Annotated in this window: 11 protein-coding genes and 1 tRNA gene; 6 read left to right on the top strand and 6 right to left on the bottom strand. The window is 72.6% G+C overall.

The genetic code is table 11. The features are described 5' to 3' along the window. Positions 1-15: 15 nt before the first annotated feature. The 5 genes from EGX94_RS07515 to EGX94_RS07495 form a co-directional block, all read right to left on the bottom strand. Entirely contained in the window at positions 16-1,269 is a 1,254-nt protein-coding gene (locus EGX94_RS07515; protein ID WP_028706326.1) for a hypothetical protein, read from the bottom strand. Positions 1,270-1,619: 350 nt separating this feature from the next. Next, positions 1,620-2,924: a hypothetical protein gene (locus EGX94_RS07510; protein ID WP_021798313.1), complete on the bottom strand. Its 1,305-nt coding sequence runs from the start codon at positions 2,922-2,924 to the stop codon at positions 1,620-1,622. A gap of 103 nt (positions 2,925-3,027) precedes the next feature. Beyond that, positions 3,028-3,115, bottom strand: a tRNA-Ser gene (locus EGX94_RS07505). A 107-nt stretch (positions 3,116-3,222) separates the two neighbouring features. Then, positions 3,223-3,654 (bottom strand): nucleoside deaminase, encoded by a 432-nt coding sequence (locus tag EGX94_RS07500; RefSeq protein WP_226906088.1) that lies wholly within the window; start codon positions 3,652-3,654, stop codon positions 3,223-3,225. Between the two features lie 49 nt (positions 3,655-3,703). Continuing rightward, positions 3,704-4,387, bottom strand: a complete 684-nt coding sequence (locus EGX94_RS07495) for a tRNA adenosine deaminase-associated protein (protein ID WP_021797890.1) — start codon at positions 4,385-4,387, stop codon at positions 3,704-3,706. A 105-nt stretch (positions 4,388-4,492) separates the two neighbouring features. Between EGX94_RS07495 and upp the strand changes: the two genes are divergently transcribed. The 5 genes from upp to EGX94_RS07470 all read left to right on the top strand — a co-directional run bounded on the left by upp (position 4,493) and on the right by EGX94_RS07470 (position 10,926). Continuing rightward, on the top strand, positions 4,493-5,131 hold the full coding sequence (upp, locus tag EGX94_RS07490) for a uracil phosphoribosyltransferase (RefSeq protein WP_021797889.1): 639 nt from the start codon (positions 4,493-4,495) through the stop codon (positions 5,129-5,131). A gap of 251 nt (positions 5,132-5,382) precedes the next feature. After that, complete coding sequence (locus tag EGX94_RS07485; protein WP_021797875.1) at positions 5,383-6,747, top strand: sensor histidine kinase; 1,365 nt, start codon at positions 5,383-5,385, stop codon at positions 6,745-6,747. Beyond that, positions 6,744-7,430, top strand: coding sequence for a response regulator (locus tag EGX94_RS07480; protein WP_021797896.1), 687 nt, complete (start codon positions 6,744-6,746; stop codon positions 7,428-7,430). The genes EGX94_RS07485 and EGX94_RS07480 overlap by 4 nt, the downstream gene beginning before the upstream one ends. Before the next feature lie 260 nt (positions 7,431-7,690). After that, a complete protein-coding gene (locus EGX94_RS07475) occupies positions 7,691-8,461 on the top strand; it encodes an ABC transporter ATP-binding protein (RefSeq protein WP_028706320.1) in 771 nt (256 codons plus the stop codon). After that, positions 8,461-10,926: an ABC transporter permease gene (locus EGX94_RS07470; protein ID WP_021797883.1), complete on the top strand. Its 2,466-nt coding sequence runs from the start codon at positions 8,461-8,463 to the stop codon at positions 10,924-10,926. Before EGX94_RS07475 ends, EGX94_RS07470 begins: the two co-directional genes overlap by 1 nt. 824 nt (positions 10,927-11,750) lie before the next feature. On the opposite strand, the gene EGX94_RS07465 is transcribed toward EGX94_RS07470, so the two are convergent. After that, positions 11,751-12,809, bottom strand: a complete 1,059-nt coding sequence (locus EGX94_RS07465; protein ID WP_021797895.1) for a lactonase family protein — start codon at positions 12,807-12,809, stop codon at positions 11,751-11,753. 291 nt (positions 12,810-13,100) lie between these two features. Here EGX94_RS07465 and EGX94_RS07460 point away from each other — a divergent pair, with 291 nt between their 5' ends. Beyond that, a complete protein-coding gene (locus EGX94_RS07460; protein WP_021797900.1) occupies positions 13,101-13,478 on the top strand; it encodes an adenosine deaminase in 378 nt (125 codons plus the stop codon). Positions 13,479-13,492: the final 14 nt, after the last annotated feature.

The raw sequence follows: 13,492 nt of genomic DNA, 5'->3' as shown, positions 1-13,492 counted from the left end.
CCTGTCTGCTCCGGGTCAGCTGGAGGGCTCCGGCTCGGCGCCGAAGGCCTCCTCACGGGTCATGTCGTCGGTGATGGCCCGCATCGGGCGGGTGGGGCGCTCGTCCTCGAGATCCTCGACGGCCCCGAGGACCGCGCGCCGGGCCCGACGGGGATGGTAGGACTCGTCCCGCCCGGCACCTGGCCGGCGGACGGCCGCCCGCCCCTCGCGCCGGGCCCGCTGCGGCGCCCGCGTCTCGGTGGTGACGACGGTGCTGGCGGCCTTGTCCCCGTACAACCAGGCCGCGTCCTCCTCGGGGGTGGCCCGGCGGGCCCCGACGGGCCAGCCGATGGGCTCGGAGCCGGCGGGGGGCCCGGACACCCCGTCCGGCGGTCCGGACCGGGACGGGCCCGGCCAGCCGATGGGCTCGGTGGCCTCGATGACGTCGTCCTGCTCGGAGGCCGCGCGGGGGGACCGGCCGGAGGGCGCATGAGGGTCCGGGCCCGGAGCCGCGGGAGGGCCCTGGTCGGGAGTCGCCGCATCGGGGACGTCGGCGTACCGGGCGGCCGGCACGGCCGCGGTCCGCCCGGCGGGAATGATCGCGGTCCGCTCGGCGGACGCCACCGGCGCGGCGGGTGCGGGATCGGGCGCCCGACCCGGGGCGGTCTTCGCCCCGGCCGCCCCGATGGCGTGCGCGGGGGCCTCGTCCGGCTCGGCGGACGCCCTCGCGGGGCCGGCGGCCGCGGCGGCGACGCCGGTCATGCCCATGGCGGTGGAGCCGACCCTGAAGGCGCCGATCTTGTTGATCTCCTCGGGGACGGCCTTGCGGCCGGCCTGCAGACCGATCGACGCGAGCGCGCGGGCGAGGCTCTCGGCCTGGGAGCGCCGGACGGGGGCCAGGTAGCTCCGCTCGGGGACGATGGTGGACTCCGTGTAACCGAGCGAGCGCTTCAGCGCGGCATCGGGCACCGGTCGCACCCAGATCGTCGGGTGCTTGGCGGCGATGACGCCGCCGTTGGCGATGCTGGCGCGGTCGATGGACCACGGGGCGTGGCCCTCGTTGCGCACCCCGTCCTCGTCGACGGTGACGTGGAAGGTGATGGGACGCAGCATGAGGACGGCGATGACGATCTCGAGCACGGCCAGGACGATCCAGATGATGGAGGTCGTCGGCGTGCCGAACCGGAACCAGATGACGGCGATGGTGATGAGCACGATGGCGACGACCACCGAGAAGATGCCGACCGGCAGCGAGCGCCGAGTCGTGACGCGGGACTCAGCCAGTGCCATGCATTCCGCCTCCAAACATTCGATGACCAGCGCCGGAGCCGCCGTTGGCGCGTCCTGGGCGGCCCATTGCGACGCGGGCCGGCCGGGCAACGGTGCGACGGAGCGGCACCATGCGCGGCAAGTTTACCGGAGCCCCCGATCCATGAGGATGGTTCAACGCCGCGCGCCGCCGCCCGGGAGGGGCGACCGGACGGCGGCCACCGGGCTCCCCTCGGAGTTCCCCACCCGCCAGATGGAACGCGGAACAGCGGGATCATCCCCGCCCGCGCGGGGCGGAGGAGTACACGGGCGGCGCCTGGACCCGGGAGCAGGGATCATCCCCGCCCGCGCGGGGCGGAGTCCCCCACCCGTCAGATGGAACGAGTTCCGCCCGACCGAGGATCTTCCCCGTCCCCGGCCGCATCCTCGCGTACGGGCGGCAGCCTCTCGAGCTCGGCCTCGGACCTGCGCTCGTCCAGGATCCTGTTCGCCCGTGCCACCACGGCGTCGTCGAGAGCGGTGTGCAATCTGCCGGCGCGCGCCCCGACGCCGTGCACGAGCCTCGATGCCCCGCCGGCCGCGTCGCCGGCCATACCCCCGACGGCCCGGAACCATTTCTTGCCGTCGAGCTGTCGTGAACCGCTCAGTTCGACACCGGCTCTGGAGGCGAAGGCGTCGATGATTTCGTTGACCCGGTTCGCATGCCGGGTCACCCTGCCGGAGTTGATGGGGTTCATGACACAGCCGGCATTCGACAACTCGGCGCTCCTGGCGATCGACCCGCTGATGCTCTCGAGGGCCTCGATGATGCTCGCGGTCCGCTCACTGCGCACCGTGACGATGACCCGACGGTGGTCCTCGAGCTCGTCCGGGGTGTCCGAGGCCACCCGTTCGAGCTCCACGCAGTACTGCTCGTCCTGGATGAGGATCGTCCTCGCAAGAACCTTCATCCAGAACGTGGTCTCCCTCTCCGCGCGCGTCAGCGCATCAGCGAGCCTGTCCACATCCTTTCCGCACCCCTCGATCTCGTCGGCCAAGGACCTCAGTTCCCGGATGGCCCGACTCTGATGGGCCCTGAGCGGCGTCGAGTTGTTCTCGACCTTGGACCACGTCGTCGCTGAGACCGTACCGGTCGCGACGCGGAGCGATTCAGCCTCGCGGACAGCTCCGGCGAATCCGTCGAGCTCGCTCATCACCCTGGTTCTGTCCGCCTCGATGAGCCGACCCACTTTCACGTCGATCTGCTCGAGGCACCGCTGCATCTGCTCGAGTGAGTGCTGAATGGCCATCTGGGTCGCCATGGATGACAGCACCGCCGTCCCTGCCGGGTTGGCCAGACTCACGCTGCTGAACCGCAGATGCTTGGCTATCCGGGTTCCCTCGCCTCCGGCAAGATCACGGGTACGCAGGACGCCGCGGGACAGGTTCGTCACCCCGTGCCGCCTGACGTAGGCGACGGAGGCGTCGTCGAGCCGGAGCCAGCGTCCGCTCTCGGTCATCAGCGCACTGGTTCCGCCGAGCACGTTCCCGAGGCGCGCCACGAGGTTGGACGGTCCGATCGTCCGGGTCGTGAGAGCAGGGTCCTCGTCGACCAGGGCGAGGGCCTCCGGCACGCCCCAGAGCAGGATCCCGTCCTCGGACTCGAAGACCTGGAGTTCACGATCTGCATCAGTCATGGACGCATGATGACGGACCCGACTGACAGATCGGCTCCACTGCACGTCATGCCCACGATTCGCCCGGCACGCAGAGGGTCCCCCGCCGGAGCGGGGGACCCAGTGGCGGTGACGGAGGGATTTGAACCCTCGGTGGCTTGCACCACACTCGCTTTCGAGGCGAGCTCTTTCGGCCGCTCAGACACGTCACCGCGGGCAACGATACCGATCCGGGAGGCCCGCGCTCAAATCCCGTGCGCGGCCGGGGCCCGGTGCCGGGCCCGCCAGGACCGGGGCCGCCGGGCGCACGGCGGCCGGTTCAGCGGCGGTCGGCGAAGAAGCCGTCGAGGACGGCCGAGCAGGGTCCGGCCATGATGCCGCTCACGACCTGCGGGCGATGGTTCAGCCGCGGGTCGCGCACGACGTCGAAGAGCGAGGCCACCGCGCCCGCCCGCGGGTCGAACGCGCCGAAGACGAGGGTCCCGACCCGCGCCGCGACGAGCGCCCCGGCGCACATGGTGCACGGCTCGAGGGTCACGACGAGCGTGCAGTCGTCCAGCCGCCAACGGCCGAGCGCCCTCGCGGCGGCGCGCAGGGCGAGCACCTCGGCATGGGCGGTGGGATCGGCATCGCGCTCGCGGCGGTTGCCGGCCGCCGCGAGGACCGCGCCGTCCCGCCCGAGGACGACGGCCCCGACCGGAACGTCGCCGGCGGCGCCGGCATCGCGGGCGGCGGCCAGCGCCTCGGACATGGCGGCGTCCCAGCGGCTCATCGCCGCCGCCCGGGCGCGGGAGCCGGCCTCACAGGTGGATGACGCGGTCGAACTGGGGGGCGAACTTGATCTTCTCGATGACGCGGTGCGCCAGCTCGCCGGAGTCCTCGTCGAGGTCGTCGAGGATGTTCTCCATGTCGAACTCGGAGACGCCCTGGTCGGCCAGGATGTCGAGGTCGCCGACCGGCTCGGAGTCCTCGTCGTCGTCATCGGCGTCGGGCACGTCGAGTCCGAGGTAGTCGACGACGTCGCGGGCCAGCGGCCAGTCGTTGCTCGACAGCGAGTCGGACAACAGCACCTGCACCTGGCGCCCGCGACAGCGGCCGACGACGAAGAACTCGCCGTTGACGCTGGCGACGCCGACCGCGCCGGTGTCGCCCGGCATGCGGCGCAGCTGGGCGATCAGCTCGTCGAGGTCGTTGGCGCAGGCGTCGGACAGCGGCATGACGACGGGGGCGCCGTCCTCGCGGTAGAGGGCCGCCACGAAGTCGATCTCGTCGGCTGTGGCGTCCTCGTAGTCGTCCTCGTCGTCATCGTCGTCGTCATCGTCGTCCGCGTCGTCATCGTCGAGGCCGTCCTCGTCCTCATCGTCGTCGAGGTCGTCGTAGTCATCGGAGATGACACCACGGTCGGCGTCGTCGCGATCATCGAGGCTGTCGAGCTCCTCGGCATCCTCGTCGTCGTCGAAATCCCTCGTCATGTCCTCAGCCATGTCGACCTCCTGTATGGCCCAGCCGGCACCGGTTGCCCGGGGCTCCCCGCTCGGCGCCCATGCCCCGCGCACCGAGTAACCCAAGTGTATGGGACACTCGGGCCCGTGGAACTGCGCGTCGTTGATCATCCTCTGGTCGCTCACAAGCTCACTCACCTGCGCGAGGAGAGCACGTCGAGCCCGACCTTCCGCCTGCTCGTCGCCGAGCTCGTGACCCTGCTGGCCTACGAGGCGACCCGTCAGGTGCGCGTCGAACAGGCCGGGATCACCACCCCCGTCGCCCCGACGACCGGCGTCCGGCTCAGCGAGAAGCCCCTCGCCGTGCCGATCCTGCGCGCCGGCCTGGGCATGCTCGAGGGCTTCACCCGCCTCGTCCCGACGGCGGAGGTCGGTTTCGTCGGGATGGCCCGCGACGAGCGGACGCTCAAGCCCACCACCTATGCCGAACGGCTGCCGCACGACCTGTCCGGACGCCAGTGCTATGTGCTCGACCCGATGCTCGCCACCGGCGGCTCGCTGGCGGGCTGCGTGCACTTCCTGGCCCGACGGGGCGCGACCGACATCACCTGCATCTGCCTGCTGGCCGCCCCGGAGGGCATCGAGCGCGTGCGCGGGCTCATGGACTCGACCGACGTCGACGGCCGGCTCGTCGTGGCCTCGATCGACGAGCGGCTCAACGAACGCGGCTACATCGTCCCGGGTCTGGGGGACGCTGGCGACCGCCTCTACGGCCTGGCCGAGTGAGGGCCGTCCCGGCCGAGTGGGAGCCGCCCCGGCCCGACCCTCGTCGTTCCCACCTCACTTCTGCGCTCCCACCTCGGACACAACCCGGGTGCGAACGCAGAAGTGGGGGTGGGAGGCGGGACGCACACGGCGAGAGACGGGACGACGAGGTGGGAGCGGAGGACCGGCCCGTCCCCGACCGACACGCGAACGCGCACCGCCTCAACCGACGGGTGGATCCGCGACGAGGGGCCCGCCCGTAGTCTTGCCGCGTGAGGATCATCAAACGCCTTGCCAACTGGTTCGGCCTGCACCCGATGGCGGGCGATGTCATCTGGGCGCTCATCCTGGTGCAGCCGACCCTCGGCAACACGCTCTCCCTCTTCACCGCGGAGGAGCAGGAGAATCCTCTCGGCTACTTCCCGAGCACCGCGTTCAACCACGTCCTCATGATCGCCTGGGGCGTCTCGTACGCGGCACCGCTCATCTGGCGCCGCACGCGGCCGGCGCTCATGTGCACCCTGCTCGTCGTCCCCCACCTGGTGCAACTCGCCGTCGTGCCCATCCCGATGTTCCCGAACATCTTCGTGCTCATCGCGATGTTCGCCGTCGCCGCCTACGGCAGCGAGCGGGCGCGCAGGCTGTGGCTGGCCCTGGGCGTCGCCGCCTCGCTCGCCGCGGCCATCAAATGGACGACGGGCGCCGCCGTGGGCTCGCAGAGCGACGGGTCGGGCCCTCACGACGTCGTGGGCATCATGACCTTCCTCTTCGTGATGCTCGCCGCCTCGGTCACCGTCTGCTGGCTCCTGGGCGCCTTCACCCGCGAACGCTTCACGACGGTGCGCACCCTCAAGGACCGCGCCGACGCCATCGCCGCCGAACGCGACCGCTTCGCGCAGCTGGCCGCCGAGCAGGAGCGCTCGCGCATCGCCCGCGAGATGCACGACGTCGTCGCCCACTCGCTGAGCGTCATCGTCGTCCAGACCGACGGCGCCTCCTACGCGCTCGACCAGCCCGGCGACGCCGCCGCCAAGCTCGAACTGGCCCGCGAGGCCCTGGCCCGCATCGCATCCACCTCCCGCGAGGCGCTGCGCGAGACGCGCGCGCTCGTCGGCGTGCTCCGCGAGGGCGAGGCGCCCGAGATGGCCCCCCAGCCACTGCTCGACGAGGTCGACGAGCTCATCGAGTCGACGCGGGTCTCCGGGCTGGACATCGACTACGCCGTCGACGGCTCCCCCGAGGCGCACGCCCCGCTCGGCCCCGCCCGCGAGACGGCCGCCTACCGCATCGTCCAGGAGTCCCTGACGAACGTGATCAAGCACGCGGGGCCGGGCGCGCACGCCTGGGTGCACCTCACGCACTCCGGCACGGGCCTGATGATCAGCATCCGCGACGACGGGAACGGCGCCGACGCCGATGACGGACACGGCCACGGGCTCATCGGGATGCGCGAACGCGTCGCCCCCTTCGGGGGTACGCTCGCGGCGCGGCCGAGGCTCGACGGGGGCTTCGAGGTGCTCGCGATCATCCCGGTCGACGAGGACGGTCCGCCGAGCGATCGGCGCACCGGCGCCGAAGGGCCCGGCGCGCCGGCCCCGTTGAGCAGAATCACCGATCTGACGAGGAATAACTCATGACCGAGGACATCATCACGCTACTGCTCGCCGATGACCAGGAAATGGTCCGGGTGGGCTTCCGCATGGTGCTCGACGCGCAGCAGGACATGACCGTCGTCGGCGAGGTGGGCGACGGCCGGGCCGCCGTGGACGCGGTCGTCGGAGCCCCCTCCGATGCGCGCCCCGACCTCGTCCTCATGGACATCCGCATGCCTCACCTCAACGGGGTGGCCGCCACCGAGTCGATCACCTCAGCCACCGACACGAAGGTGCTCGTGCTGACCACCTTCGACCTCGACGAGTACGTCTACTCGGCCCTGCAGGCCGGCGCCTCCGGCTTCCTGCTCAAGGACGCCGGGCCGGCGGAGCTGCTGGCCGCCATCCGGGCCGTCGCGTCAGGCGAGGCGGTCGTCGCCCCGAGCGCGACCCGGCGGCTGCTGGAGCGCTTCGTACCCACGCTGCCCAGGGCCGACCAGGGCGGCGGCGCCCGCGAGCGGCTGGAGGCTCTCACCGAGCGCGAGCGCGAGGTGCTCACGCTCGTCGGTCAGGGCCTCAACAACTCCGAGATCGCCGAGCGGCTCTTCCTCGGCGAGGCCACCGTCAAGACGCACGTGGGCCACATCCTCGCCAAGCTGGGGTTGCGCGACCGCGTGCACATGGTCGTCTTCGCGTACGACGCGGGGATGGTCCAGCCCCGCGGCTGAGACGGGCGGCGCGCCACCGCCGACGCGCGCGTGGTCGGGCCCGACCACGCCGATCGGGCCGAGGGCCCCTCCTCCCCGTAGTCGGCCCGGACGCCCGTTCCTCCTCCGATCGGACGAGTCGACGACGACGGCTCCCTCCGCGGTATGAACCGCGAACCCGCCCCGCGCCCGATGTGCGGGCACGCCGGGCCCGAGAACGATGGGATCACCGGCGGCGAGTGATTCCCCTCGTCGCAAAGCATTCCGACAAGAGGATCACCATGACGACAACGATCGCGCAGCCGACGACGGCTGCGGTGCACACCGAGCAGCTCACGAAGGTCTACGGGCAGGGCGACACCCGCGTCGTGGCGCTCGACCACGTGACCGTCGACTTCCGGCGCGGCCAGTTCACCGCCATCATGGGCCCCTCGGGATCGGGCAAGTCGACGCTCATGCACTGCGCCGCCGGGCTGGACACCCCCACGGAGGGCCGGGTGGTCATCGGCCAGGTGGACGCCACCTCCCTCAACGACAAGGCGCTCACCCTGCTGCGCCGACGCCGCATCGGCTTCATCTTCCAGTCGTTCAACCTGCTGCCGACGATGAGCGCCCGCGAGAACATCCTGCTCCCCCTCAAACTCGCCCATGTCAAGCCGGACGAGGAGTGGTTCACCACGATCGTCACGGTGCTCGGCCTCACCGAGCGTCTGGGACACCGCCCCGGCGAGCTGTCCGGCGGCCAGGCCCAGCGCGTCGCCGCGGCCCGCGCGCTCATCACCCGCCCCGACGTCATCTTCGCCGACGAGCCGACCGGCGCCCTCGACTCGGCCTCCAGCGACGAGCTCCTCGACTTCCTCACGCGCTGCGTCCACGAGCTCGGTCAGACGATCGTCATGGTCACCCACGACCCGCACGCCGCAGGCTACGCCGACCGGCTCCTCCAGCTGGCCGACGGTCGGATCATCGCCGACAAGCCCCTCCATGCGATGCCCGGACGTCCCGCTCAGGCCGCCGGTCAGCCGGTCCCGGCCGAGGGCGGTGAGCACTGATGCTGCGCCAGCCCCGCCGGCTGCTCAGCGCCGGCATCGCCATCGTCCTCGGCGTGGCCTTCGTGACCGCGGCCCTGCTGTTCGGATCCTCGCTCAACGCCTCGGTGCGTCAGCTCGCCGGCCGCGAGATCGGCGACGCCGCCGCCGTCATCACCCCGCCCGACGACGGGAACTCCTCGTCCGCCTCCGAATCGGTCATCGACCAGTCGGTCATCGACGCGGTGAACGGCGCCCCGGGCGTGCAGGGCACCCGCGCCCTCTACCGGAGCTACGCCGTGCTCACCAGCTCCGGGGCCCAGGCCCAGATCGGCGTCGACAACCTGCCGCGCCTCGAGGACGGGACCAGCCTCGCCGAGGGCCGCCTGCCCCAGTCCGACGAGGAGGTCGCCATCAGCACCCACATGCGTGACAGCTACGGCATCACGCTGGGCGAGCAGATCACGACGCGCAGCTACGCCAACGAGAAGGGGCCCCGGCAGTCCACCGTCGTCGGCTTCGTCGACTCCGACACCGCATCGCGGAGCGACTACGTCTACGCCACCGACACCGGCGCCGTCGCCATCACCGGCATCCCCGGCTACGAGGCCCTCATGGTCCGGGGCTCCGACCCCACCGCCCTGCGGACGACCCTCTCCGATCTGGGCGTCGTCAAGGACGGCGGTCTCACCGTGCGCACCGGCGAGGAGCAGATGCAGCACGAGATCCACCGGCTGACCGGCGAGTCCCAGTCGATCACGAACCTCCTTCTCGTGTTCGCCGGCATCGCCCTGTTCGTCTCGGTGATCGTCATCGCGAACACCTTCTCGATCCTCGTCGCCCAGCGCGCCCGTCAGCTCGCCATGATGCGCTGCGTCGGCGCGACGAAGGGCCAGGTCCTCGCCACCGTGCTCGGCGAGGCCCTCGTGCTCGGCGCCCTCGGTTCGGCCGTCGGCGTCGTCCTCGGCGCCGGCCTGACATGGTTGTTCCTGCGCCTCGGGCAGGGCGCGTTCGCCATGGAGGTGCCCTTCACCGCGAGTGTCGGGGCCCTCGTCGCGCCGTTCGTCGTGGGCATCCTCATCACGCTCCTGTCGAGCCTCGGCGCGGCCCGCAAGGCCACCGGAGTGGCGCCCCTGGCCGCCCTCCACCCGGAGCTGGCCACCACCAGGGCCAAGCGGTTCGGCGTCGTCCGCGGCGTACTGGGCGGCCTGCTCCTCCTGGTCGGCGCGGTCCTGCTCGTCGCCGGCTGGCACGCGGCGGGCACGAGCGACGACGAGGCCCGCAGGACGGCGACCCTGCTCACCGCCATGTCGGGCGCGGGTCTGGCCTTCCTGGGCGTCATCGTCCTGGGCCGCGGCCTCATCCCGGCCCTCGCCAGGCTCATCGGCGCGCCGCTGCGGCGCGCCAGCGTCCCCGGCGACCTGGCCGTCGCGAACTCGCGCCGCAATCCCGGCCGGGCCGCCGCGACGGCGAACGCCCTGCTCGTCGGCGTCACGCTCATCGGCGTGCTCACGGTGGGCGCCGCCTGCTCCCAGGCGACGGTCGACCGCGAGCTCGGCTCGCACTTCCCGCAGGACGCGGTGGTCGAGGCCCCGGACGGCGTGAGCGACGAGGTGCTCGACCAGATCCGCGACGTCCCCGACGTCTCCGCCGCCGAGCTCGTGCCCACCGTCCAGGCGCAGGCCGATGACGAGGGGACGAACAGGGACGTGCAGGTGGTGGGCGTCTCGTCCGCGGCCGCCGGGATCTCGCGGGTCCCGCAGCGCTACGAGGGTCTCGCCGACGGCACGTTCCGCACCAACGACACCGACTTCACCGACGGCCAGCGGGTCACGGTGAGCCACGAGGGCCGCAGCGTCGAGCTGACGGCCGATGTCGACTCCTCGTACTCGGATGCCCTCGTCGTCACGCCGGCGACGATGACGCAGCTGTCGCCGGACGCCGCGAACACCGCCTGGGTGCGCTACGCCGACAAGGCGGACGCCCAGCGGGTCACGACCCGTATCGGTCAGATCGACGCCTTGAAGAACGCCTCGATCAACAGCGGCGCCGCCCAGCGCGCCGAGTACCAGCAGATGATCGACGCGGTGCTGCTCGTCGCCATGGGCCTGCTCGCAATGGCCGTCATCATCGCCGTGGTCGGCGTGGGCAACACGCTGAGCCTGTCGGTGCTGGAACGCACCCAGGAGCTGGGGCTGCTGCGGGCCCTGGGCATGACGAAGGGCCAAGTGCGTCAGATGGTCGGCTGGGAGTCGGTGACGCTGGCCGCCGTGGCGACGGTCATCGGGCTGGCACTCGGCGTGGTTCTCGGGATCGCCGGGGCGAAGGCCCTGCTGGCCTCGCCCGGCATCCCCCTGGCCATCCAGGTGCCGTGGCCGAGGCTGGCCCTCATCGCGGCGGTCGCCCTGCTGGCCGGCTGGCTCGCCTCGCTGGCGCCGGCGGCGCGGGCGGTGCGGGTCGCGCCCTCGGCGGCCCTGACCGCCGACTGACCGGCCGGCAGGTCCCGACCACCGACCGACCAGCTGGCAGGCCCTGACCGAGGGTCGGCACGACGACCCCGACCGGAGGCCGGCAGGACGCCCTGGTCGGTCGGGCGATGCACCGGACAGGGGGACCGGGCACCGCAGAAGGGCCCCTCGGGAGCGGTTCATCCGCCTCCCGAGGGGCCCTTCCCGGCGCGTGTGCGCGCGAGCCTCGACGACGCCGGCCCCGCCAAGGCCCCTCCCCGCGCATGCGAATCATCGTCCAGCGTCCGCGAGCCCCCCTCTGGTCGGCCAGGGCCTCTTCCCGCGCGTGCGAATCATCGGGCACCGGCCCCGCCGCCGTCCACGCCGACCCCGCCCCCTCCCCGCGCGCGAAATCATCGGCGCATGTACCGGGAGTATTTGCAGGCGTGGGACGGCCCCCTCCCCGCGCGTGCGAATCATCGGCTGGCCCCCTGCTGGGGGAGACGGGAAGCAAGAGACCCCATCCCCGCGCGCGAACGGCGGGCCACGTCATGAGGTTCTGGATGGGACCGACCAACCCCATCCCTGCGTGCGGACGGCGAGCACTCACCTCCGCCGCGATCAGCACGGCCCGCACCCCATCCCTGCGCGCGCGAACGACGATCCGGTCGCCGGGCAGACCGGCACCGGGCTGCCGGTCAGAACGAACCCGCCGCCGCGCCCCGCGCGACCACGGCCCCTCGGGGCGTTCCCCGCCGGCGCCCCGCACTGGCGGCGTCGACGACCCCATCGGGGCCGCGCATCCCGGACGCGGGGCCGGGGTCGGTGAGGAAACTCCGCTTCACGGCGGCCACTCGCGCTCCCCGTCACGCGGGGTCGAGGGGAACGGACTCCATCCAGACGGGCCCGCCCAGGCCGTCGACGACGGCAAGCTCGCTCAGGCCCTCGGGTCCGGCCCGGTGGATGCTCGCCGCGTCGCCGAGCTCGGCCCCCGCGATGACCAGGTGCGGGCCGATCAGGCCGATGCCGCGCGGCTGCGGCTGGGTGACGATCCGTGCGAGCCGGGCGCCGAAGCGTCCGTCGGGGCCGAGGGCGGCCATGGTGAGCGTCGATGCGCGGCGCTCGGAGGCGACCGCCCAGGCGCCGTCGGGGGCGATGACGAGGTCGGAGCCCCAGATGCGGCGCTCGGACTCGTCGACGGCGGGCCGGCGCCCGGGCGGCACGAAGACACCGCGACGCAGCCCGGCCTCCGGCGCGACGCAGTCCATGGTGCTGCCGCTGGGCTCGAGCACCCCGCTGTCCGAGTCGCGGCGCAGGTGGACGACCCGCCCGCCGAACTCCTCGGTGACGTAGAGCGAGGAGCCGTCGGGCGAGAGACGGATGTGCCGCGGCCCGGCCCCGGGGTCGAGGCGGGCGCCGAGGGACTCGTCGGGCACGAGCCGGCCTCCGGCGACGCGGAAGCCCGCGAGGCGGTCCTCGCCGAGCAGGCTCAGGTAGGCGTGCCGGCCGTCGGGGCTGGGGACGATGCAGTGAGGCTGATGGCCGGTGCGGACCACCTGCCAGCTGGAGGCGTCGACGAGCCCGTCGGCGCCGAGGCGCGCGCAGGCCAACTCGCAACCGGCGTAGCTGACGGCCATGAGCAGGTCGCCGACGACGCTCATGTAGGTCTGGGCGATCGGGCAGTCCACCGTGACGACCGGGCTCGTCGACCCGTCGGGCGCCCAGGTCACGGTGGTGATGCTGTGCGGGTCCCCGCCGTTGCCGACGTGCACCAGGGCGCGGGCGGCGTCGACGACGACGGGCATGGGGCGCGGGCCGGTGGCGGTGCGCCCGGCGACCCGCACGACGCCGGACTCGTCGTCGACGACGAGGCTGGTGAGCACGTCGTCGAGGCGCCCGGCGACGAGGCACAGGTACGTGGCCATGGGTTCCTCCTGTTGTCGCGGCTGCTGTGCAGGCGATCCGGGTGCACGCCAACTGTAGTCGGCCATGCCGTCGTCGACTCCGGTGCGGAGGCGTGCGGGGCGGGGCGATTCACTTCTTGCCGCCTCGGGTGCGGCCTGTTCCGCAACCCCGGGGTGGACTGAACCCGTGGACCGCGGGGCGGGGCCGAGGAGGATCCACTCCGCGGTCAGGGCGCGGGCCGATGGGAGTCCGGTTGCGTAGAGTCTGTGTCCGGGTACCCGTCCGCTTCTGCCACAGTGAGGTCCTGACCCATGCACATCAGCCCCTTCGTCGCCGGCCTGCCGAAGGCCGAACCGCACCCGCGCGCCGGGGGCACCCCCGAACCGGAGTCGAAGTTCGCCCTCGCCGGGCGCAACGGGATCGCGCTCGCCCATGGCACCGCCGACCAGGTGCGCGCCCCGTACGACCGCGCCTCGTACGCCTCCGCCGACCCGGCCCGCATCGGCGGCTGCATCGCCGAGAGCCTTCGGCCGGTCGTCGACGAGGGCGGGGCGGACGAGGCCCTCCCTGCCCGCGAGGCCCTCCCTGCCCGGCCGAGCCGCAACGCGGTGGACATCTCGCGGGCCTCTCGGGGCCTCGAGGTCCGGCTGCGCACCGAGATCGACGAGCGCCTGGGCGGGACACGATGACCGGGCGGGAAGCA

It is taken from the genome of Propionibacterium acidifaciens (genome assembly GCF_003798325.1).
In the GTDB taxonomy this organism is placed as follows: domain Bacteria; phylum Actinomycetota; class Actinomycetes; order Propionibacteriales; family Propionibacteriaceae; genus Propionibacterium; species Propionibacterium acidifaciens.
The sequence above is the reverse complement of the archived record's forward strand: the minus strand, read 5'-3'. Positions and strand labels throughout refer to the sequence as shown.